Below are 21,385 nucleotides of genomic sequence, written 5' to 3'. Positions count from 1 at the left end.
ACTGGAGATCCAATGTGGGAGTGAGCCTGCTCGCGATGAGGCCCTGTCAGCCGATGAAGATCTTACTTGGCAGCCACTTTCTCGGACTTGCCGTCATAGCGCTTACGCCATTCGGTCAGGATTTCGTCGCGATTCTTCGACGCCCAGGCGAAGTCGTTCTTGATCAAACGCTGCTCATAATCCGCCGGTAATTCGGTCTGTGGCTTGGCAATACCCGGTTGCGCGAGGACGGCGAAGTTCTCTTTATAAAGCTCCATCGCTGCAGGGCTGGCGGAGAAGTCAGCCAGTTGCTTCGCCGCCTCTTCGTGCGGTGTGCCCTTGATCACAGCCGTCGCTTCGATCTCCCAGCCCAGGCCCTCTTTCGGCAGGATGATGTCCAGTGGCGCACCTTGACGCTTTAACTGAACGGCCGGGTATTCAAAGGAAATGCCGATCGGGAATTCGCCCGCCGCCGCCAGTTTGCAAGGCTTGGAGCCGGAGTGAACGTACTGGCCGATGTTCTGGTGCAGGCCATCCATGTAGGCCCAGCCCTGCTTCTCGCCGAAGGTTTGCAGCCAGGCGCTGACGTCGAGGAAACCGGTGCCGGACGAGGCCGGGTTCGGCATCACGATTTTGCCTTTGTACTCAGGCTTGGTCAGGTCCTGCCAGCTCACCGGTTTGCTCAAACCCTGTTTCTCGGCTTCGACGGTGTTGAAGCAAATGGTCGCGGCCCAGACGTCCATGCCGACCCAGGCTGGTGGGTTGGCGGCATCGCGGTAGTTGCCGCCGATCTTGCCCAGGTCCTTCGGCGCATAGCTTTGCAGCATGCCTTGCTGGTCGAGGATTGCCAGGCTTGAAGCCGCCAGGCCCCAGACTGCGTCGGCTTGCGGGCGGGCTTTTTCGGCCAGCAGTTTGGCGGTGATGATGCCGGTGGAGTCGCGCACCCACTTGATTTCGACGTCCGGGTTGGCTTTTTCGAAAGCTTCTTTATAGGTCTTCAGTTGTTCGGCTTCGAGGGCGGTGTACACCGTCAACTCGGTTTTCGCCGCGAAGGCGTTCAGGCTGAAAGCGGTGAGGACAGCAGCGGCCAGGGCCAGGGGCTTGAACATGATCTTTTCCTGTTTTGAGTTGAGGGGTTGAAGCGAATCAATGACCAGGCGCGGTCTGCCGCCAGGCCTGGGAGCGACGCAGCAAACCGCGCGAAGCCCAGGCCAGCAGCAGGGACACGCCCGCCGAGGTGAACAGAATCAGGGTCGACATCGCCGCTGCGCCGCCGACGTTGCCGGCGTCGTCCATGTTCAGCACCGCCACCGCCGCAAGGATGGTGTCGGGGCTGTAGAGGAAGATCGCTGCCGAGACGGTGGTCATGGCCGAGACGAACAGGTAGCGCACGATGTCCAGCAGCGCCGGCAGACAGATCGGCACGGTGACCCGCAGGTAATGCCGATACAGCGGCGCCTTGAGCGACAGCGCGGCGGCTTCGAACTCGGCGTCGAGTTGGCGCAGTGCGGTGGTGGCGGTCATTTGCGCGGTGGTCAAATAGTGAGCAATGGTGCAAACCACCAGCAGGGTCATGCTCCCGTAGAGCACATGCAGCGGGTTGCCGGTGAGGTTGAAGAAGAAAACATAACCCAGGCCCAGCACCAGACCCGGCACCGCCATCGGTACGAAACTGAGCATGCGCAGTGTCAGATTCAGCCCGTGCTGGCCCTTGGTTTTTTCCATCAGGTAGGCGCCAGTGAAGATCAGCACGCTGCCGATCAACGCCGTGCACAACGCCATCTTCACGCTGTTACCGTAGGCCAGCCAGCCAACGCCCGCCGTGTCGTTGAACTGGTAATGGTTGAGCGACAGCGACAGGTTGTACGGCCAGAATTTCACCAGTGACGAGTACACCGCCATGCCGAACACCAGCAGCAACACCGCGCAGATCAGCAGCACGATGGCCAGGTAGCAACCGTCCCGCAGTTTCGACGGCGCCGGTTGAAAGACCTGCGCCCGACCGCTCATGGAATCGCCGTGACGCCGACGCAACCAGGCATCGACACCGAAGCTGAACAGCGCCGGCAGCAGCAGGACCATGCCAATCAACGCGCCGCGACCGAATTGTTGCTGGCCGACCACGGCTTTGTAGGCTTCCAGCGCCAGCACTTGATAGTCGCCACCGACCACCACGGGCACGCCGAAGTCGGTGATGGTCAACGTGAAGACGAGACAGAACGCGGCGAACACGGCCTGACGCGTCGCCGGCCAGGTAATGCTGCGGAAGGCTTTTGCCGGACTCGCGCCCATGCTGGAGGCGGCATCGAACAGTCGCGCATCCGCCAGGGACAGCGCCGACAGCAGAATCATCAGCGCGTGTGGGAAGGTGTAGATGACCTCACCCAGAACAATGCCCCAGAAGCCGTAGATATTGTCCGAAAGCAAACCGCGCAGCATGCCCTGGTTGCCGAACAGATAAACCAGCGCAATGCCCGGCAACATCGACGGCGCCATCAGCGGCAACAGCGACATGCCGCGCCAGATACCTTTACCCGGAATCAATGTGCGTTGCAGGGCGTAGGCAAACAGGTAAGCCAGCGGTACGACAATCGCCGCCACGCTGAGGGACACTTTCAAACTGTTGCCGAGCAACCAGTGGAAATTGGCACTGGTCACCAATTCACGGGCGGCCACCAGACCGCCACCCTGCCCGGCTTCGGAGCTGAAGCCGCGCCAGAAGATCGCCAGCAACGGCATCAGTACCGCAACGCCGAGTAACACCAGCAACAGGACCTTGCCGCCGACCACGAACACCCGGTCGCCGATCTCGGCACGGGAGGTCTGCCGAACCTGCTTGTGCGGTATCGGCAGCGCGAGGTTCGCGCTCATCAGGCAAACACCTGCAGGCTGCGCGGAGGCAAGGCGACCATGATCTGCTGTGCACCGAGGCGCGGCATGGCTTCTGGCGCCAGTTCCGCCAGCAGCGCATGACCCGGTAGTTGATCGAGTTCGAAGCTCATGCGGCAACGATTGCCGAGGAAGGTGATTTCGCGAACCTTGGCCGGGAACAGGTTTTCTTCATGCACGGACGGGTTGACGTTGATCGCTTCGGGGCGGCAGAACAAACGGCCGGATGCGGCGTTGCCCGAATCGGCGGCCAAGCGCATGTTCATCCCGCCGACCAGGGCGTGGCTGTCGCTGCTGCGCTGGAATGGCAACCAGTTGCCCTGGCCGACGAACTCCGCCACAAACGGTGTGGCCGGGCGGTCGTAGATTTCCTGCGGTGTGGCGTATTGCTCGACCTTGCCGTTGTTCATCACGGCGATGCGGTCGGCCATCAGCATGGCTTCGTCCTGATTGTGGGTGACCATCAGGGTGGTGATGCCGAGGTTGCGCTGCAGTTGGCGCAGTTCGGTGCACAGATGCTCGCGGACCCGGGCGTCGAGGGCCGACATCGGTTCATCCAGCAGCAGCAACGAAGGTGCCGGCGCCAATGCCCGAGCGAGTGCGACGCGCTGCTGTTGGCCGCCGGACAATTGGCCGGGGTATTTTTTCTCACTGCCGATCAGACCAACCAGCTCCAGCATCTGACCTACACGTTTGCGCACTTCATCGCGACCACTGCCGGCGAGGCCGTAGGCGATGTTTGCTTCGACGGTGAGATTGGGAAACAGCGCGTAGGACTGAAACAGAATGCCGTAGTCCCGAGCCTGAGGCGCCAGGTGGGAAACGTCGCGATCGCCGAGGTACAACTCGCCGCTGTCCTGCTTCTCCAGACCAGCGATGCAGCGCAGCAAGGTAGTTTTGCCGCAGCCCGACGGACCGAGCAGACACACCAGTTCACCGGCCGCCACGTCGAGGGACACGTTATCCAGCGCGGTGAAGGCGCCGAAGCGCTTCTGCACGCCGCGCACTTTCATCGGCGCGCCGGGGTTGGTCAGGGCAGTTGCGATCGAGTGGTTCATGGACAGACCTCATCAAGCAGATGAAGGCCATCCTAGATTTGTAATGCGTCCGTCATGTGGCAGTGAGGCAAAAACGGCTGATAGTGGTATTCAAGGATTTTGGTTGAAGTCATGCGGTGTCTGAACTGACGCCATCGCGGGCAAGCCACGCTCCCACAGGACTGTGCAAATCCTGTGGGAGCGTGGCTTGCCCGCGATGAGGCCAGAACAGGCAATAGAGATTTTCAGGCCGGGGCCATTTCCTGCGCCAACCCCAGAAACGCCGCCGGCAGCCGTGCGCCTTTTCGCTCTTTGAGGCAGTACAAGTACTCGGGAATCTGCGGCGCATTCTCGATGGTCAGCACGCGCAGTTGCGGATCATGCGGCACTTCCTGCCGGGCAATGATGCTGATGCCGATGTTGCGCAACACCGCCTCACGGATCGACTCACGGCTGCCGATCTCCAGCAGCGGCCCAAAACTCACCCCGGCGCCGGCCAGCAATTCCTCGGTCAGACGTCGAGTGGTCGAACCCGATTCGCGCATCAATAACGTATGCCCGGCCAACGCACTGAGCGGTACATGGTCGTGGACCGCCAGCGGATGATTGCGATGCACCGCCAGCACCAGCGGATCGCTGCCGAGCACCCGGCGAATCAGCCGTGCATCGTCAAGCAACTGCGACGACGCCGCGACATCCACCCGGTAATCCTCCAGTGCTTCAAGCACCTGCTGGGAGTTGCCGATTTCCACTGACACTTCCACCTGCGGCAAGCGCTCGCGAAAGGTCTTCACCAGATCGAGGATGTAATACGGCGCGGTCGCGGCGATGCGCAACGTGCCTTGGACCTGACCGCTGTTGCGCAGGAAAAACTCGATGTCGGCTTCCTGCTGCAACAGCACCTTGACCATCGGCAGCAGCCGCGCACCTTCATCGCTGACGCTGAGGCGGCGGCCGCCACGGTAGAACAGTTCAACCGAGTACTGACTTTCCAGATTGCGAATCTGCGTCGTCACCGTGGGTTGGCTCAGGCCGAGCTTTTTCGCCGCCAGGGTAATGCTGCCCAGACGGGCAACCATGTAAAACGCCTTCAGCTCGGCACTCAGCACACCCTTCCCTCATCGCTTATTTGCGCAACAGGCGCAAACCGTTAAACACCACCAACAGGCTCACGCCCATGTCGGCGAACACCGCCATCCACATGGTGGCGATCCCGGCGAAGGTTACTCCAAGAAAGATCGCTTTGATGACCAATGCCAGGGCAATGTTCTGTTTGAGGATGCTTGAGGTTTGCCGTGACAGCCGGATGAAGGTCGGGATCTTGCGCAGATCGTCGTCCATCAAGGCGACATCGGCGGTCTCGATGGCGGTATCGGTGCCCGCCGCCGCCATGGCGAAACCGATCTCGGCTCGCGCCAGCGCTGGAGCGTCGTTGATGCCGTCGCCGACCATGCCGACGTTATGGCCCCGTGCATAAAGGGCGTCGATGGCTTGCAGCTTGTCGGTCGGCAGCAGATCGCCCTTGGCCTCGTCGATGCCGACTTGTACGGCAATCGCCTGAGCGGTGTGGACGTTATCGCCGGTCAGCATCAGGGTTTTGATGCCCAGTTCGTGCAGTTGCTGGATCGCCTCGCGGCTGGACTCTTTCACGGTGTCGGCCACGGCGAACAGTGCCAGCGGGCCGGATTTGTCGAGCAGCAGCACCACGGACTTGCCCTGTTTCTCCAGCGCGAACAGCTTTTCCTCCAGCGCAGGCGAGCACAGGTTCAGTTCTTCCACTAAACGGTGATTACCCAAGTGGTAAACCTGACCATTGATTTCGCCGCGCACACCGCGACCGGCCAGCGCTTCAAAGTTATCCACAGTCAGCGGTGCGAATTGTTTATCCACTGCCGCGTTGGCAATGGCCAAGGACACCGGATGATCGGAGCGACCGGCCAGCGCCGCCGCAATCGCCGGGGCCAATTCATCTGCGGTCGGATCAAGCGACAGGTAATCGGTCTGCACCGGTTTGCCGTGCGTGATCGTGCCGGTCTTGTCCAACGCCAGGTAATCGAGCTTGTAACCGCCCTCCAGATAGACGCCGCCCTTCACCAGAATGCCTTTACGCGCCGCCGCCGCGAGGCCGCTGACGATGGTCACTGGCGTAGAAATCACCAGCGCACATGGGCATGCAACCACCAGCAACACCAGCGCTCGGTAGATCCAGTCGAACCATACGGCGCCCATGAACAGCGGCGGGATTACCGCAACGGCGAGCGCCAGGATGAACACCGCCGGGGTGTAGATTTTCGAGAAGCTGTCGACGAAACGCTGGGTCGGTGCCCGCGCGCCCTGGGCCTGTTCCACGGCGTGGATGATTCGCGCCAGGGTCGAGTTGTTGGCCGCCGCAGTTACCGAGTACTCCAGGGAACCGGCCTGGTTGATGGTGCCTGCGAAGACTTTATCGCCGATGGTCTTCTCCACTGGCAGGCTTTCACCGGTGATCGGCGCCTGATCGATGGTTGAACTGCCCGCCACCACTTCACCGTCCAGACCAATCCGCTCACCGGGACGCACCCGCACTCGCGCACCCAGTTCGATGGATTTGACAGGCTGCAAGACCCAACTGCCGTCGGCCTGCTGCACCGTGGCCTGTTCCGGGGTCATCTGCATCAGACCACTGATGGCGTTGCGTGCCCGGTCCAAAGACTTGGCTTCGATCAACTCGGCCACGGTGAACAGGAACATCACCATCGCCGCTTCCGGCCACTGACCGATCAGGATCGCGCCGGTCACCGCGATGCTCATCAGCGCGTTGATGTTCAGGTTGAGGTTTTTAAGTGCGATCCAGCCCTTTTTATAGGTGCCGAGGCCGCCGCTGAGGATCGAGATCAGCGCGATGACCGCCACCACCCAGTTCGGCGCAGCGTTGGTGAAGTGGATAACTTCGGCGACCAGGGCGCCAACACCCGACAGCGCCAAGGGCCACCAGGGCTTTTTCTCGGGCGCCGGTGCTGGCAGTTCAGCGCCCTGCTCCAGCGGCTCGGCCTGCATGCCGAGGGACTTGATGGCGTCGATGATCGGCGCAGTGCTCGGCAGGTCATGGGTGACGCCCAACACGCGGTTGATCAGGTTGAATTCCAGTTGCTGCACGCCCACAAGTTTGCCGAGTTTGTTCTCGATCAGCGTCTGCTCGGTCGGGCAATCCATGGCGTCGATGCGGAAATTGCTCAGTCGCGCGCCAGCCGTTGGGGTTTCGCTCAACTTGATCAGCGACGGTGCCGCCACTTTGGCGGAACAGCAGGAATCCCCGTGGCCGCCATGCTGATGTTTCTGCACAGGCTGCAGCTTGTGGCTGTGATCATGATCATGATCGTGATCGTGATCGTGATCGTGATCAGCCTCGGGTTTGTGCGTGTGAAGGGAATCGCTCATTGGGTCGCGTCCGGAAAGGTGCCTGTTGCCAAGTAAAGACCCTGTAGCCACTATAGGGTCAAGCACCCTTTTGGAGATTGCCGTCATGAAGATCGGAGAACTGGCCAAACTCACCGACTGCGCCGTGGAAACCATTCGTTACTACGAGCGCGAAAACCTGCTGCCGGAGCCGGCCCGCAGCGACGGCAACTACCGCGTCTACACCCAGGCCCACGCCGAGCGCCTGACTTTCATCCGCAACTGCCGCACGCTCGACATGACGCTGGAAGAAATCCGCAGCCTGCTGGCCCTGCGCGACAGTCCGCAGGATCAGTGTGAAAGCGTGAATGCGTTGATCGACGAACACATTCATCACGTGAAGGCGCGGATCGACGGGTTGATGGCGTTGCAGACACAACTGCTCGACCTGCGCCAACGTTGCAGCGAAGGGCCGGATATCGATCAGTGCGGGATTTTGCAGCGGCTTGAAGTGAGTGGCGGGGTTGTAGCGACAGAGGTTGAGCATTCCCATATTGGCCGCAGTCACGGCCACTGAAAACACCACAAAACCCTGTAGGAGCCGAGCTTGCTCGCGATGGCGGCAGCACATTCAACATTGATGTGTCTGATTAACCGCTATCGCGAGCAAGCTCGGCTCCTACAGGATCTGCGGTAGTTCTTTAGACCGCCATCGGCGCGGTCATTGGGGCGTGGTGCTCGTAGCCTTCCAGCGAAAAATCGCCCGGCTCGATCAACTCCAGCCACTCCGGCTGATAAACACCGGTCTTGGCAAACTCCGGCACACGGTCGCTGATCACCAGTTTCGGCATCGGGAACGGCTCGCGCTTGAGCTGTTCATTCAGCATGTCCAAATGGTTTTCATAGACGTGGGCATCACCGATGAAATAGGTGAACCAGCGCGGCGTGTAACCGGTCAGGCGACCGATCAGGCTCAGCAGCGCGGCGCCTTCGGTGAGGTTGAACGGCGTGCCCAGGCCCAAATCATTGGAGCGGATGTACAGAGTCAAAGAAATCTCTTTGGTCTCGACGTTCGGGTGGAACTGGTACAGCAAGTGGCACGGCGGCAAAGCCATTTCATCGAGCTGGGCCACGTTCCAACCGTGGAACAGGATACGGCGGCTGCCCGGATCCTTGATGATGGTGTCGACGCATTGGCGGATCTGGTCGATCGCCTTGTACAGCACCACGTAAGCCTGGCCGTCTTCTTCGCCTTCGGCGATCTGGCGGTAGCCCTGACTCAGGGTCTGCTCGATGGCGGCCTGGTTGCTGACCGGGATCTGCTTGTACGCCGGCCATTTGCGCCATTGCACGCCGTAGATCTCGCCGAGGTCGTCTTCGCCCTGGCGGAACGGGTTGGCCAGCCACTGGGCGTTTTCGTTGGCGTTCTGATCCCAGACCTTGCAGCCCAGCGCACGGAACTCGGCGGCGTTGTTCACCCCGCGCAGAAAACCGCACATCTCGCCGATAGCCGATTTGAAGGCCATCTTGCGGGTGGTGATCGCCGGGAAACCTTCCTTCAGGTCATAACGCAGCATCGCGCCAGGGAAGCTGATGGTGTTCACGCCGGTGCGGTTGGCCTGTTTGGTGCCGTTCTTGATGACGTGGGCGACCAGTTCGAGATATTGCTTCATGAGTTACCTGTGTCCTTGAACCCGGGACCGTCGCCCCGGGGTTCGAATTTATACAGCCGCCGCTGGAGCCGCCGGTGCACGGTGATACGCCAGCCAGATCAGGTACAGACCGCCGAGGATCATCGGTACGCACAGTACCTGACCCATGGTCAGCCAGTTCCAGGCCAGATAGCCCAGTTGCGCGTCTGGTACGCGGACGAATTCGACGATGAAACGGAAGATGCCATAGAACAGCGCGAACATCCCGGACACCGCCATGGTCGGCCGCGGCTTGCGCGAGAACAACCAGAGAATGGCGAACAGCGCCACGCCTTCGAGCGCGAACTGATAGAGCTGCGACGGGTGACGCGCCAGTTGCGCCGGATCGGTCGGGAAGACCATCGCCCACGGCACATCGGTGGCCTTGCCCCACAACTCGGCGTTGATGAAGTTGCCAATACGTCCGGCGCCCAGACCGATCGGCACCATCGGTGCGACGAAGTCCATCAGCTGGAAGAACGACTTGCCGTTCTTTTTACCGAACCACAACGCGGCCAGCATCACGCCGATGAACCCGCCGTGGAACGACATGCCGCCCTTCCACACTTCAAAGATCAACAGCGGGTTGGCGATGTAAGCACTCAGATCGTAGAACAGCACATAGCCCAAGCGGCCGCCGACAATGACCCCCATCGACATCCAGAACACCATGTCGGAGAGTTTCTCTTTACTCCAGGTCGGGTCGAAGCGGTTCAACCGGCGCGACGCCAGCAGCCAGGCGCCGCCGATGCCGATCAGGTACATCAAGCCGTACCAGTGGATTTTCAGCGGACCGATGGCCAATGCCACCGGGTCGATCTGCGGGTAAGGCAGCATTGCGACTCCTCGTTAGAGTTGAAACCTTTAAAATTCCCGGGCGACGCTGTCACGCCAGGATTAAGTCAGGATTGCGCTGCGTCAGAGCAGGAAATTCAAGCCCACGCAGAACAGCAAAGCGGCGAACAGTCTTTTCAGCAACCTCGGCGACAGGCTGTGAGCCAGTCGTGCGCCAAGGCGGGCAAAGAACATGCTGGTCAGGGCGATCCCCAGCAGCGCCGGCAAATAAACAAAACCGAGACTATGGGCCGGCAGCAATGGATCGTGCCAGCCCAGAATCATGAAAAATAATGCACTGGACAACGCAATCGGCAGGCCGCAGGCGGATGAAGTCGCCACGGCTTGCTGCATCGGTACGCTGCGCCAAGTCAGGAACGGCACCGTCAGTGAGCCGCCACCAATCCCGAAAATCGCCGAGGCCCAGCCAATCACACTGCCGGCCACGGTCAGACCGACTTTACCCGGCACCGTTCGGCTGGCCTTGGGTTTGAAATCCAGTGCCAGTTGCGCAGCGATGACCAGCGCAAAGACGCCAATGATTTTCTGCAGGTTGGGCCCGGAGATCGCTTCAGCCGTCAGCGCGCCGAAACCGGCGCCGATGAGAATACCGAGGGTCATCCAGGCAAAAATCGGCCAACGCACGGCACCGCGGCGGTGATGCTCGCGGATCGCATTGACCGAGGTAAATATGATTGTCGCCAGGGACGTGCCGACCGCCAGGTGCGTGAGGATCGACGGATCGAAGCCTTGCAGCTTGAAACTGTAGACCAGCACCGGAACGATAATGATCCCGCCGCCGACCCCGAACAGCCCGGCCAGCACACCTGCACAGGCGCCGAGCGCCAGATAGAGCAGAAATTCCATGCGCATCCCCAAATGAGAGCGGCATGGTAACGGATGCATGGCCTCAAGCTCCACTGGATGGCGATGGATACCCACACGATGACTGAGTAGAGTGGGCAGAAAACACACAAGGACTGCCTTATGTGCCTGATTGTTTTCGCTTGGCGACCGGGTCACGCCCAACCGCTGATCGTGGCGGCCAACCGCGACGAATTCTATGCCCGGCCCAGCCTGCCGCTGGCGCAATGGCCCGAAGCGCCGCATGTGCATGCCGGTCGCGACCTGGAAGCCGGAGGCACCTGGCTCGGTGTTGGCGCCAATGGACGTTTCGCCGCACTGACCAATATCCGCGATCCGCATCAGCCGCCCGCGCGCAAATCGCGAGGTGAACTGGTCGCGCGATTCCTCACCGGCGACATGTCGATAGATGACTACTTGGCGGACGTTGTCGGACGTTCGCTGGAATATGCCGGATTTAACCTGCTGGTCGGCAATGCCAACGAACTGTGGCACTTCAATGCCCGGGAGACTGAGGCGGTGATGCTGCCACCGGGGGTTTATGGGTTGTCGAACGCCGGGCTGGATACGCCGTGGCCGAAACTGCTCAAGGCGCGGGCAGCGCTGGAGGAAGTGCTGGACGATCCGCAACCCCAGGCTTTATTGGCGTTGCTGAATGATCCGCAGACGGCGCCGTTTGCCGATCTACCGGATACCGGGGTCGGGTTGGCCACCGAGACATTGCTGTCGAGTGTGTTTATTGCCAGTCCGACTTATGGGACGCGAGCGAGTACGGCGTTGATTGTTCAGGCGGATGGGACGCGGTGGATGGTGGAGCGGAGTTTTGGGCCGTATGGCGGGCATTTGGGGGAGGTAGAGGTGCGGGTTTAGATTGTGAGGTGTCAGTTAAAACCACCCCTCACCCTAACCCTCCCGAAACGTCGGACCGCCCCAGAGGGTAGAGGGGACTGACCGAGTTGTTTTTTTGATATTTTGCGACCGAGGAAATCGAGTCGAACTCAGGGTTTGAACAGCATGGAGATCGGCTCCCTTTCCCCCTCTCCCCCATGGGGAGAGGGCTGGGGTGAGGGGTCGATTTTAGAGTCGCACCAGGTTTAGAGGGTCTTCGCCGAAGCCGGATTAATCATCCGCGCCAACCCAAGGTTCTTCAGCGCCAATTGCAGCGAGCTGTGGATAACTTGCGGGTTGTCGATGGTCATCAGTTCCGCGAGCAATTCCTTGGCCTTGCTCAGGTTGATCTGACGCAACATCCACTTCACTTTCGGCAAGTTGGTGGCGTTCATCGACAGGCTGTCGAAGCCCATCGCCATCAACAGCACTGCCGCTGCCGGGTCACCGGCCATCTCACCGCAGATACTCACCGGCTTGCCTTCGGCATGAGCGTCACGCACCACGCTCTGAAGGGCTTGCAGCACCGCTGGGTGCAGGTAGTCGTAGAGGTCGGCTACCCGCGGGTTGTTTCGGTCCACCGCCAACAGGTACTGGGTCAGGTCGTTGGAACCGACCGACAGGAAGTCCACTTGCCGCGCCAGTTCCTTGGTCTGATAAACCGCCGCCGGAATTTCGATCATCACGCCGATCGGCGGCATAGGCACGTCGCAGCCTTCGTCCCGGACTTCGCCCCAGGCCCGGTGAATCAGGTGCAGGGCTTCTTCCAGCTCGTGCGTGCCGGAGATCATCGGCAGCAGGATCCGCAGGTTGTTCAAGCCTTCGCTGGCCTTGAGCATGGCGCGGGTCTGCACCAGGAAGATTTCCGGGTGGTCGAGCGTGACGCGAATGCCGCGCCAGCCGAGGAACGGGTTGTCTTCCTTGATCGGGAAGTACGACAGCGATTTGTCGCCGCCGATGTCCAGGCTGCGCATGGTCACCGGTTGCGGGTGGAACGCGGCGAGCTGCTCGCGGTAGATCGCCAGCTGCTCCTTTTCGCTTGGGAACCTCTGATTGATCATGAACGGCACTTCGGTACGGTACAGACCAACGCCTTCCGCGCCACGCTTCTGCGCTCGCGCCACGTCCGCCAGCAGGCCGGTGTTGACCCACAGCGGCATGCGGTGACCATCGAGGGTCACACACGGCAAGTCCCGCAGAGCATCCAGCCCGAGGGCCAGTTGTTTCTCTTCCTCGACCACTTCGGCGAACTGCTTGCGCAGCACTTCGCTGGGGTTGGTGTAGACCTCGCCGTGGTAGCCGTCGACGATCATCTGGATGCCGTCGACCTTGGAATACGGCAAGTCGACCAAGCCCATCACCGTCGGGATACCCATGGCGCGCGCCAGGATCGCCACGTGGGAGTTGCCGGAACCGAGTACCGACACCAGACCGACCAGCTTGCCTTCCGGCACCTCGCCAAGCATTGCCGGCGTCAGTTCTTCGCTGATCAGAATGGTGTTGTCGGGGTAGACCAGGGTCTGCTGACGCTCTTCCTGCAAGTAGGCGAGCAAGCGCCGGCCGAGGTCTTTGACGTCCGAGGCGCGCTCACGCAGGTAAGCGTCGTCCATCAATTCGAAACGATTGACGTGCTCGGCGACCACCTGACGCAACGCGCCCTGGGCCCACTGGCCGGTCTTGATCACGGAGGTGATTTCGCTGCCGAGCGAGGCATCGTCGAGCATCATCAAGTAGACATCGAACAGCGCACGCTCTTCCGGGCGCAACTGGTTCGCCAGCTTGGCGGACAAGGCGCGCATGTCGGCGCGTACGCCTTCGATGGCGGTCTTGAACAGCCCGAGTTCGGCGGCGATGTCGGTGATGGTCTTGTCCGGCACCACGTCCAGATCGGCCGGCGGCAGCATGACCACCGCGGTACCGACCGCCGCACCCGGCGAACCCGGTACGCCGATGAACTTGGCTTCCTGGATGCCCTTGCCCTGACGGCCCAGCCCCCGGATCGAACCGGTGGCTTCGGCGTGGGCGATAACGCCGGCAAGTTGTGCGCTCATCGTCACGAGGAAGGCTTCTTCACCTTCATCGAACTGGCGGCGTTCCTTTTGCTGAATGACCAACACGCCGACGACGCGGCGGTGGTGAATGATCGGCGCCCCGAGGAATGAGGCGTAGCGCTCTTCACCAGTCTCGGCGAAGTAGCGGTAGCGCGGGTGATCCGCGGCGTTTTCGAGGTTCAGGGGTTCTTCACGCGTGCCGACCAGGCCGACCAGACCTTCGTTGGGTGCCATGCTGACTTTGCCGATCGAGCGCTTGTTCAAGCCCTCGGTGGCCATCAGCACGAAGCGGTTGGTCTCAGGGTCAAGCAAGTAGACCGAGCAGACCTGGCTGCCCATGGCCTCTTTGACGCGCAACACAATAATCCCCAACGCCGCCTTGAGATCCTTGGCGGAGTTAACTTCCTGGACGATCTTGCGCAGCGTATTGAGCATGGCTCGGGGTCGAACTCCGTCGTCAGTCGCGCGATAAAAGGCGCGGGGCAAGCTCTTTGAGAGCGCGTCGATACACTTCGCGCTTGAATGTCACCACCTGGCCCAACGGATACCAATAGCTGACCCAGCGCCAGCCATCGAATTCCGGTTTACCGGTCAAATCCATCCGCACCCGCTGCTCGTTGGAGACCAGGCGCAGGAGAAACCATTTCTGTTTCTGGCCGATGCACAGCGGTTGGCTGTGCGTGCGGACCAGACGTTGCGGCAAACGATAGCGCAACCAGCCCCGGGTGCAGGCGAGAATTTCAACATCTTCGCGCTCAAGACCCACTTCTTCGTTCAACTCGCGGTACAAGGCGTCTTCCGGCGTCTCCTGGGGGTTGATCCCGCCCTGTGGAAACTGCCAGGCATCTTGATTGATACGGCGAGCCCATAGCACCTGTCCGGCATCATTCGTGAGAATGATCCCGACATTGGGGCGGAAACCATCGGGGTCGATCACGGCAACAACCTCGCAAACGCATGTCGCCGCATTGTTCCACAAAGGTTGTGATAGCAGCAACGAGCCGGTCTACCTTATGTGCACTCTTGTGAAAAGTCCGTATTCTGGACGCCTTTCTACAGACTTTTCAGCGAGTAACTGCAATGCGGCTGGCTTTATTCGACTTGGACAACACGCTCTTGGGCGGTGACAGTGACCACGCCTGGGGCGATTACCTGTGCGAACGCGGCTTCCTCGACGCCGTCGCCTACAAGGCACGCAACGACGAGTTCTATCAGGATTACCTGGCCGGCAAACTGGATAACGATGCCTACCTGAACTTCTGCCTGGAAGTCCTCGGCCGCACCGAGATGGCCACGCTGGATCAATGGCACCTGGATTACATGCGCGATTGCATTGAGCCGATTGTGTTACCCAAGGGTCTCGAACTGCTGGCCAAGCACCGCGCGGCGGGTGACAAGCTGGTGATCATCACCGCGACCAACCGTTTTGTTACCGGGCCGATTGCCCAGCGTCTGGGCGTCGAAACCCTGATCGCCACGGAATGTGAAATGGCTGATGGCCGCTACACCGGGCGCAGCACTGATGTCCCGTGCTTCCGTGAAGGCAAGGTGACGCGGTTGAATCGCTGGCTGGAAGAAACCGGGTATTCGTTGGAGGACAGCTATTTCTACAGCGACTCGATGAATGATTTGGCGCTGCTTGAGCAAGTGGCCAATCCGGTTGCGGTCGATCCTGATCCAAATCTGCGCGCTGAAGCCGAGAAGCGTGGTTGGCCGGTGATTTCGTTGCGCGACTGATATCGCCATCGCGAGCAGGCTCGCTCCCACAGGGATTTGCGTCGATCACAAATCCAATGTGGGAGCGAGCCTGCTCGCGATTGGGGCGACTCGATTTAAACCTTAAACCGGCTTGGCGCCCATCAACCCCGCAATCGCGATAAAACAAACGAGGCTAAATAGTGCGAGGGCAAAGGTAAATTTCCCATTGCCCGCTGCCGGCGCTTTACGCAGCCGATTCAGCCGCACCAGCAACCAGAACCAGCCCAACGCCGCGACGGTGTAAAGCACACTGGAAGCCAACAACCAGATCTGCCCCAGCGGCCAGCCCACCAGATGCACCATCCACCAGCCGGTAAACGGCATGCTCAGCAGCGCCAGCCCCATTACCAGCCAGATAAACACTCGCGGCCGCTGCAACGTGCGCGCATGAGCCGTTGCGTCGCCGTTACGGCGCGTACGCCAGACCCAGATCGCCAGACCCAGTGCGCTGACCAGCAGCAACACCGTCGCCACCATATGAGCGACTTTCAGGGCGGTTAACGTTTCCATTGTTCGATTTCCTTATGGCCTGGCCATCAGCGTAGCCGCTCAGCCGAGAAACAGCTGATAGGCCGGGTTGTCGCTTTCGTCCCAGTACGGGTAGCCGATTTCTTCCAGTGCTGCGGGCACCAGATGGCGTTCATCGTGAGGCACTTGCAGGCCCGCGACCACACGACCATCCGCCGCGCCGTGGTTGCGGTAATGGAACATCGAGATGTTCCAGCGCCCACCGAGCTTGTTGAGGAAGTTGAACAGCGCGCCCGGACGCTCCGGGAATTCAAAGCGCAGAATCACTTCATCCACCACATGCGCCGCACGTCCGCCAACCATGTGACGGATGTGCAACTTGGCCAACTCGTTGTCGGTCAGGTCGAGCACCGGGAAACCCTGCTCCGTCAGGCTGGCAAGCAGCGCACTGCGCGGATCGTTTTCCGGGTGCGTCTGCACGCCAACAAAGATGTGCGCCTCGCTGCCGGTGTTGTAGCGATAGTTGAATTCGGTGATCTGGCGCTTGCCGATGGCTTCGCAGAACGCCTTGAAGCTGCCCGGTTTCTCGGGAATCGTCACGGCGATAATCGCTTCGCGGCCCTCGCCCAGCTCAGCACGCTCGGCGACGTGGCGCAGGCGGTCGAAGTTGACGTTGGCGCCCGAGTCGATGGCCACGAAGGTATGCCCGGTGACGCCGCGTTGCTCGACGTACTTCTTGATCCCGGCCACGCCCAAGGCGCCGGCAGGTTCGGTGATCGAGCGGGTATCGTCGTAGATGTCCTTGATCGCCGCGCAGATTTCATCGGTGCTGACGGTGATCACTTCATCGACATAATCTTTGCAGATGTCGAACGTGTGCTGACCAATCTGCGCCACAGCGACGCCGTCGGCGAAGAGGCCCACGGTCGGCAGGATCACGCGTTCGCCAGCGGCCATGGCGGCTTGCAGGCAGTTGGAGTCGTCCGGCTCGACACCGATGATTTTGATTTCAGGTCGCAGGTACTTCACGTACGCCGCGATCCCGGCGATCAATCCGCCACCACCCACCGGGACGAAGATCGCGTCCAGACGGCCAGGGTGCTGGCGCAGAATCTCCATTGCCACCGTGCCCTGCCCGGCAATGGTGTGGGGATCGTCGTAAGGGTGGATGTAGACGTAGCCTTTTTCGTCGACCAGTTTCAGCGAGTAGGCCAGGGCTTCCGGGAACGAATCCCCGTGCAGCACCACTTTGCCGCCGCGTGAACGCACGCCTTCGACTTTGATTTCCGGGGTGGTCTTGGGCATCACGATGGTCGCTTTCACGCCCAACACTTTCGCCGCCAGGGCCAGGCCTTGTGCGTGGTTGCCCGCGGAAGCGGTGACCACGCCGCGAGCGCGCTCTTCGTCGGAAAGCTGAGTCAGCTTGTTATAGGCGCCACGAATCTTGAACGAGAACACCGGCTGCAAGTCTTCGCGCTTGAGCCAAATACTGTTGCCCAGCCGCTCGGAGAGCTGGCGGGCAGTCTGCAATGGGGTTTCTACGGCAACGTCATAAACGCGCGAGGTGAGGATCTTTTTGACGTACTGTTCGAGCATCGGAAAGCATCACTGAGCGGGTTGGGCAGGGCCAAGGAGTCTAACCCGGCTTTCGGCTGGGCGACCACACGAATCAAGAGGTTTTAGGTGACTGTAGATCCATTGTGGCGAGGGGATTTATCCCCGTTCGGCGGCGCAGCCGTCGTAAAACCTGAGAACGCGGTGTGTCTGGGGGAATGCAGGGGAGCGCTTCGCACTCCAACGGGGGCAAGCCCCCTCGCCACAGGGGCCGTGTGATCCTTCAGCCAATCGGGCAATGACCTTCCCCGGCGCGGGGCCTATAATGCCGGCCTTTCGTCCCTTCTTCGGCACCTCGGAGCCCGCATGACCCAGGATCAACTCAAACAGGCAGTGGCTCAGGCCGCCGTCGACTTCATCCTCCCGAAACTCGACGACAAGAGCATCGTCGGGGTCGGCACCGGCTCCACCGCCAACTGCTTCATCGATGCACTGGCCAAGCACAAAGGCGCGTTCGACGGCGCGGTCGCCAGTTCCGAAGCTACCGCTGCCCGCCTCAAGGGTCACGGCATTCCGGTGTATGAGCTGAACACGGTCAGCGACCTGGAGTTCTACGTCGACGGCGCCGATGAAAGCGACGAGCACCTGAACCTGATCAAGGGCGGCGGTGCAGCCCTGACCCGCGAGAAGATTGTGGCGGCTGTGGCCAAGACCTTCATCTGCATCGCCGACGGCAGCAAACTGGTGCCGGTGCTCGGTGCGTTCCCGCTGCCGGTGGAAGTGATCCCGATGGCCCGCAGCCATGTGGCCCGCGAGCTGGTGAAGCTCGGCGGCGACCCGGTCTACCGCGAAGGCGTGCTGACCGACAACGGCAACATCATCCTCGACGTGTTCAACATGCAGATCACCAACCCGGTGGAGCTGGAGACGCAGATCAATGCGATCGTCGGCGTGGTCACCAACGGTTTGTTCGCGGCACGTCCAGCGGATTTGCTGCTGCTGGGCACCAGCGAAGGCGTGAAAACCCTGCGCGCGAAGTAATCCGACACGCAGATAAACCATGTGGGAGTGAGCCTGCTCGCGATAGCGGTCTGTCAGTCGACATCTCGATCGACTGACACGGCCTCATCGCGAGCAGGCTCGCTCCCACAGTAGATTTGGGGTGTTGGTCAGGGTTGTGCTGGTTTTTTAAAGACGTAGAACAGGTTCGGCTCGCTCACCAGGTACATCGTACCGTCGTCATCCATGGCGATCCCTTCCGCTTGCGGCACCGTCTTCTGCAGCCCCTGACGCCCTTTGCTCAATGACAGGGTACTCAGCGGTCGACCGTCCACATCGAGTTCCAGAATCAGCCGCGACTCATCCGACAACGCCAACAGATGGCCGCTGCGCTCGTCGTACTGCAGGCTCGACAGGTCCGTCACGAACATCCCGGCATCGCGCTTGGGGTTGTTTACTACGTGCACCGCGTAGGATTTTTCCGGGTTGTAATGGGGAAAGCCCTGCACTTCGTAGATCAGCATCGGGTCGCGTTCCTTGGCGACAAACAACCGCTTGCCCACCGAGTCGTAAGCCAGGCCTTCGAAGCCCTTGTTGCCGCTCATGTGCACGCCAAGGGTCATCTGCTCGGCATCTGCGGCGTCGAGGAACGTTGTGCCGTTCTCCAGATGAATCTTGATCAGCCGCTGCTCGCGCTCGTCAGTGATCACGTAGGTGTCGGCGCTGATGAATTCCACGGCTTCCGGATCGCCAAACCCGATCAACGCAATGCGTCGAATAATCTGGCCGTCCAGCGACAGTTCGATCAGCTCTGAGTTTTTGTTGGTGACGGTGAACAGGCTTTTGCGCACCGGATCGAAGGTCAGCGCCGAAACATCGTCCTCCAGCCCAACAATGACTCGCGCCTCAACCGCTACCTGGTACTGATCCAGAGCGATGGACTGACCGTTCTCTGGCTGCCAAAGGGTGTTCAGATTGAACCAGGCGCGCTCGAACAGGCGCAGGTTCTGGCCGGCCGCAACCAGCGCGATCAACGCAATGACCGACAGGATCAGAATCAGGGATTTGGAGCGGGCAAGTCGGCGCATTCGGGCAAGTTCGGAATCAGGACGGGCGGATGAAATACCACGGCAGTCTGAATTGAAGCTTAATGGCTACCGTTGCTTTTCGAAGCGGTAGAACAGGTTCGGCTCGCTCACCAGGTACAGCGTGCCCGCCTCGTCCATGGTCACGCCTTCGGCGCGAGGAATGGTCTTCTTCAAACCATTGAAGCCGCCCAGCAAGGTCATGAAGCTGACCTGCTCGCCCTTCTCGTCCAGCTCCAGCAACAAGTGGGAGTCGGCAGACAGCACCAGGGTGTGACCGGTGCGAGGGTCGATGGCCAGGGCCGAGAGGTTGCGGATGTCCAGTTCGTCACTGGCGAGTTTCTGCTTGTCGCCGGTGAGTGTCTGGCCATCCTTGCTTTTCCAGGTGAACAACGCCGGTGGACGCTCTTCACCCAGCAACATTTGCTGATTGCGCGAATCCCAGACAATGGCTTCGAACGCCTTGTTCTGGTCTTTCGAAGGGCCGAGGTCGTATTTCGGAAAGTTGGCGATGTTCAGCTCGCGGGTGTCGGCGTCAACCTTGACGATGGAGAGCATGTGGTCGCGCTCATCAACGATCGCCAGCAGACCGTTGCCCATCACGGTCACGCCTTCAGGATTGCTCCAGCCCACCAGCGGCATTTTGCGCAGCACGTCGCCCTGCAGTGTCAGCTCGACGAGGAACGGGTGCTTGCCCATGACCGAGAACAGGGTTTTGGTTTGAGGGTCGTAGGCCAGGTCCGACGCTTCGTCCTTCTCCATGCCCGGCAGCACCTTGGCATCGATCACTGCCCGGTAATCCGGCAGCCAGATGCTCTGCTGACGTTCGGCGGGGCTTTCGAAACGCTCCCGCACCCAAAGCACACCACGGTCATCCCAGTGCATCGCAAACGCGAGGCCATACGCGGCGGCGGCCACCAGCAAAAGCCAGGAATACCAACGCATGACAAAGCGCGAACGGCGGGCAGTTTTAAGCTTGGGCAGTGGTTGTTGGGTAAGCATTGAGGGATGCGTTCCAGAAATTCAGGCTAAGGGTAATAGCACAATTGGGACCGGCTAAGACGCCGCAAGTCCCGGAATTATCCGGACGAGATGTGAAAAAAACGGGAAATGGCGGGATTGCCCTTTGCGGGCACCCCAACCTGTAGGAGCAAAGCTTGCTCGCGATGAACGATGACTCGGTGTGTCAGATACACCGCTATCGCGGGCAAGCCATGCTCCTACAAGGGAATCAGCGCTTGCGGATCAGCGCACGCTGCTGGTGAAGCTGCTGACGCCCGGCAATTCCAGCACCAGTTCGTCACCGACATTCAGCGGGCCAACGCCAACCGGCGTACCCGTCAGGATCACATCACCGGCCTGCAGCGAGAAGCAGCCGGCCATGTGCTGGATCATCGGCACGATCGGGTTGAGCATCGCGCTGCTGTTGCCGTCCTGGCGCACTTCGCCGTTGATGGTCAGGCGGATGCCGATGTCGGTCAGGTCAGCGAATGTGCTGCCGGACACGAATGGCGCAATCACCGCCGCGCCGTCAAAGGACTTGGCGATTTCCCACGGCAGGCCCTTGGCTTTCAGCTCGGCCTGCTTGTCGCGCAGGGTCAGGTCCAGGGCCGGGGCGAAGCCGGAGATAGCATCGAGCACTTCTTCACGGCTCGGTTTGGTCGACAAAGGTTTGCCGATCAACACCGCGATTTCCGCTTCGTAATGCACCGAACCACGCTCGGTCGGAATGCTGAAACCACCTTCCAGCGGCACGACGCAGCTGCCCGGCTTGATGAACAGCAGCGGTTCTGTAGGCACCGGGTTGTCCAGTTCCTTGGCGTGTTCGGCGTAGTTACGGCCAATGCACACCACTTTCCCCAGCGGGAAGTGAATACGCGTACCGTCGACATACTGGTGCTGATAGCTCATTA

General features: G+C 60.6%; 19 protein-coding genes. 4 read left to right on the top strand and 15 right to left on the bottom strand.

The window, feature by feature from the left end; genetic code table 11:
• Window positions 1-62 precede the first annotated feature (62 nt).
• From PMI27_RS12245 to PMI27_RS12265, 5 genes are all read right to left on the bottom strand, one after another.
• The gene (locus tag PMI27_RS12245) at window positions 63-1,088 is read right to left on the bottom strand and encodes a putative 2-aminoethylphosphonate ABC transporter substrate-binding protein (RefSeq protein ID WP_008150535.1); all 1,026 of its coding nucleotides are present in this window, start codon (window positions 1,086-1,088) and stop codon (window positions 63-65) included.
• 37 nt (window positions 1,089-1,125) lie between these two features.
• Window positions 1,126-2,850: a putative 2-aminoethylphosphonate ABC transporter permease subunit gene (locus tag PMI27_RS12250; RefSeq protein ID WP_008150532.1), complete on the bottom strand. Its 1,725-nt coding sequence runs from the start codon at window positions 2,848-2,850 to the stop codon at window positions 1,126-1,128.
• A complete protein-coding gene (locus tag PMI27_RS12255; RefSeq protein WP_008150530.1) occupies window positions 2,850-3,926 on the bottom strand; it encodes a putative 2-aminoethylphosphonate ABC transporter ATP-binding protein in 1,077 nt (358 codons plus the stop codon). The genes PMI27_RS12250 and PMI27_RS12255 overlap by 1 nt, the downstream gene beginning before the upstream one ends.
• Before the next feature lie 224 nt (window positions 3,927-4,150).
• Window positions 4,151-5,014, bottom strand: coding sequence for a LysR family transcriptional regulator (locus PMI27_RS12260; RefSeq protein ID WP_008150528.1), 864 nt, complete (start codon window positions 5,012-5,014; stop codon window positions 4,151-4,153).
• Window positions 5,015-5,030: 16 nt separating this feature from the next.
• Window positions 5,031-7,322 (bottom strand): heavy metal translocating P-type ATPase, encoded by a 2,292-nt coding sequence (locus PMI27_RS12265; protein WP_008150526.1) that lies wholly within the window; start codon window positions 7,320-7,322, stop codon window positions 5,031-5,033.
• Between the two features lie 85 nt (window positions 7,323-7,407).
• Between PMI27_RS12265 and cadR the strand changes: the two genes are divergently transcribed.
• The gene (gene cadR / locus PMI27_RS12270; protein ID WP_008150525.1) at window positions 7,408-7,857 is read left to right on the top strand and encodes a Cd(II)/Pb(II)-responsive transcriptional regulator; all 450 of its coding nucleotides are present in this window, start codon (window positions 7,408-7,410) and stop codon (window positions 7,855-7,857) included.
• Between the two features lie 124 nt (window positions 7,858-7,981).
• Here cadR and PMI27_RS12275 read toward each other — a convergent pair whose 3' ends face one another.
• The 3 genes from PMI27_RS12275 to PMI27_RS12285 all read right to left on the bottom strand — a co-directional run bounded on the left by PMI27_RS12275 (window position 7,982) and on the right by PMI27_RS12285 (window position 10,672).
• Window positions 7,982-8,953: a thymidylate synthase gene (locus PMI27_RS12275; protein ID WP_008150524.1), complete on the bottom strand. Its 972-nt coding sequence runs from the start codon at window positions 8,951-8,953 to the stop codon at window positions 7,982-7,984.
• Between the two features lie 48 nt (window positions 8,954-9,001).
• Complete coding sequence (lgt, locus tag PMI27_RS12280) at window positions 9,002-9,808, bottom strand: prolipoprotein diacylglyceryl transferase (protein ID WP_008150523.1); 807 nt, start codon at window positions 9,806-9,808, stop codon at window positions 9,002-9,004.
• Window positions 9,809-9,889: 81 nt separating this feature from the next.
• The gene (locus tag PMI27_RS12285) at window positions 9,890-10,672 is read right to left on the bottom strand and encodes a sulfite exporter TauE/SafE family protein (protein ID WP_033053392.1); all 783 of its coding nucleotides are present in this window, start codon (window positions 10,670-10,672) and stop codon (window positions 9,890-9,892) included.
• A 120-nt stretch (window positions 10,673-10,792) separates the two neighbouring features.
• On the opposite strand from PMI27_RS12285, the gene PMI27_RS12290 reads away from it, so the two are divergent.
• The gene (locus tag PMI27_RS12290; RefSeq protein ID WP_008150519.1) at window positions 10,793-11,539 is read left to right on the top strand and encodes an NRDE family protein; all 747 of its coding nucleotides are present in this window, start codon (window positions 10,793-10,795) and stop codon (window positions 11,537-11,539) included.
• Between the two features lie 224 nt (window positions 11,540-11,763).
• Here the strand turns inward: PMI27_RS12290 and ptsP are convergent, their stop codons facing one another.
• Window positions 11,764-14,043: a phosphoenolpyruvate--protein phosphotransferase gene (ptsP, locus tag PMI27_RS12295; protein ID WP_008150516.1), complete on the bottom strand. Its 2,280-nt coding sequence runs from the start codon at window positions 14,041-14,043 to the stop codon at window positions 11,764-11,766.
• 22 nt (window positions 14,044-14,065) lie between these two features.
• Window positions 14,066-14,545 carry an RNA pyrophosphohydrolase gene (locus tag PMI27_RS12300; RefSeq protein WP_008150514.1) on the bottom strand — a complete coding sequence of 160 codons (480 nt, stop codon included), beginning with the start codon at window positions 14,543-14,545 and terminating at the stop codon, window positions 14,066-14,068.
• A gap of 143 nt (window positions 14,546-14,688) precedes the next feature.
• On the opposite strand from PMI27_RS12300, the gene PMI27_RS12305 reads away from it, so the two are divergent.
• Window positions 14,689-15,345 (top strand): HAD family hydrolase, encoded by a 657-nt coding sequence (locus tag PMI27_RS12305; protein WP_008150513.1) that lies wholly within the window; start codon window positions 14,689-14,691, stop codon window positions 15,343-15,345.
• Window positions 15,346-15,447: 102 nt separating this feature from the next.
• Here the strand turns inward: PMI27_RS12305 and PMI27_RS12310 are convergent, their stop codons facing one another.
• Window positions 15,448-15,876 (bottom strand): DUF2269 domain-containing protein, encoded by a 429-nt coding sequence (locus PMI27_RS12310; protein WP_008150510.1) that lies wholly within the window; start codon window positions 15,874-15,876, stop codon window positions 15,448-15,450.
• 39 nt (window positions 15,877-15,915) lie between these two features.
• Window positions 15,916-17,430 (bottom strand): threonine ammonia-lyase, biosynthetic, encoded by a 1,515-nt coding sequence (gene ilvA, locus PMI27_RS12315; RefSeq protein WP_008150508.1) that lies wholly within the window; start codon window positions 17,428-17,430, stop codon window positions 15,916-15,918.
• Window positions 17,431-17,754: 324 nt separating this feature from the next.
• Here ilvA and rpiA point away from each other — a divergent pair, with 324 nt between their 5' ends.
• Complete coding sequence (rpiA, locus tag PMI27_RS12320; protein ID WP_008150505.1) at window positions 17,755-18,429, top strand: ribose-5-phosphate isomerase RpiA; 675 nt, start codon at window positions 17,755-17,757, stop codon at window positions 18,427-18,429.
• Window positions 18,430-18,557: 128 nt separating this feature from the next.
• Here the strand turns inward: rpiA and PMI27_RS12325 are convergent, their stop codons facing one another.
• From PMI27_RS12325 to PMI27_RS12335, 3 genes are all read right to left on the bottom strand, one after another.
• On the bottom strand, window positions 18,558-19,475 hold the full coding sequence (locus PMI27_RS12325; RefSeq protein WP_008150503.1) for an SdiA-regulated domain-containing protein: 918 nt from the start codon (window positions 19,473-19,475) through the stop codon (window positions 18,558-18,560).
• Between the two features lie 66 nt (window positions 19,476-19,541).
• Window positions 19,542-20,474, bottom strand: a complete 933-nt coding sequence (locus PMI27_RS12330; protein WP_008150501.1) for an SdiA-regulated domain-containing protein — start codon at window positions 20,472-20,474, stop codon at window positions 19,542-19,544.
• Window positions 20,475-20,717: 243 nt separating this feature from the next.
• A complete protein-coding gene (locus tag PMI27_RS12335) occupies window positions 20,718-21,383 on the bottom strand; it encodes a fumarylacetoacetate hydrolase family protein (protein WP_008150500.1) in 666 nt (221 codons plus the stop codon).
• Window positions 21,384-21,385 lie beyond the last annotated feature (2 nt).

The sequence above is a fragment of the Pseudomonas sp. GM41(2012) genome (assembly GCF_000282315.2).
Taxonomy (GTDB): domain Bacteria; phylum Pseudomonadota; class Gammaproteobacteria; order Pseudomonadales; family Pseudomonadaceae; genus Aquipseudomonas.
The sequence above is the reverse complement of the archived record's forward strand: the minus strand, read 5'-3'. Positions and strand labels throughout refer to the sequence as shown.

Coding starts and splice junctions, on each gene's coding strand:
- lgt (WP_008150523.1), bottom strand. CDS start 9,808: ATGCTGCCTTACCCGCAGATCGACCCGGTGGCATTGGCCATCGGTCCG.
- PMI27_RS12255 (WP_008150530.1), bottom strand. CDS start 3,926: ATGAACCACTCGATCGCAACTGCCCTGACCAACCCCGGCGCGCCGATG.
- PMI27_RS12325 (WP_008150503.1), bottom strand. CDS start 19,475: ATGCGCCGACTTGCCCGCTCCAAATCCCTGATTCTGATCCTGTCGGTC.
- rpiA (WP_008150505.1), top strand. CDS start 17,755: ATGACCCAGGATCAACTCAAACAGGCAGTGGCTCAGGCCGCCGTCGAC.
- PMI27_RS12305 (WP_008150513.1), top strand. CDS start 14,689: ATGCGGCTGGCTTTATTCGACTTGGACAACACGCTCTTGGGCGGTGAC.
- PMI27_RS12290 (WP_008150519.1), top strand. CDS start 10,793: ATGTGCCTGATTGTTTTCGCTTGGCGACCGGGTCACGCCCAACCGCTG.
- cadR (WP_008150525.1), top strand. CDS start 7,408: ATGAAGATCGGAGAACTGGCCAAACTCACCGACTGCGCCGTGGAAACC.
- PMI27_RS12250 (WP_008150532.1), bottom strand. CDS start 2,850: ATGAGCGCGAACCTCGCGCTGCCGATACCGCACAAGCAGGTTCGGCAG.
- PMI27_RS12330 (WP_008150501.1), bottom strand. CDS start 20,474: ATGCTTACCCAACAACCACTGCCCAAGCTTAAAACTGCCCGCCGTTCG.
- PMI27_RS12265 (WP_008150526.1), bottom strand. CDS start 7,322: ATGAGCGATTCCCTTCACACGCACAAACCCGAGGCTGATCACGATCAC.
- PMI27_RS12310 (WP_008150510.1), bottom strand. CDS start 15,876: ATGGAAACGTTAACCGCCCTGAAAGTCGCTCATATGGTGGCGACGGTG.
- PMI27_RS12335 (WP_008150500.1), bottom strand. CDS start 21,383: ATGAGCTATCAGCACCAGTATGTCGACGGTACGCGTATTCACTTCCCG.
- ilvA (WP_008150508.1), bottom strand. CDS start 17,430: ATGCTCGAACAGTACGTCAAAAAGATCCTCACCTCGCGCGTTTATGAC.
- ptsP (WP_008150516.1), bottom strand. CDS start 14,043: ATGCTCAATACGCTGCGCAAGATCGTCCAGGAAGTTAACTCCGCCAAG.
- PMI27_RS12285 (WP_033053392.1), bottom strand. CDS start 10,672: ATGGAATTTCTGCTCTATCTGGCGCTCGGCGCCTGTGCAGGTGTGCTG.
- PMI27_RS12275 (WP_008150524.1), bottom strand. CDS start 8,953: ATGAAGCAATATCTCGAACTGGTCGCCCACGTCATCAAGAACGGCACC.
- PMI27_RS12245 (WP_008150535.1), bottom strand. CDS start 1,088: ATGTTCAAGCCCCTGGCCCTGGCCGCTGCTGTCCTCACCGCTTTCAGC.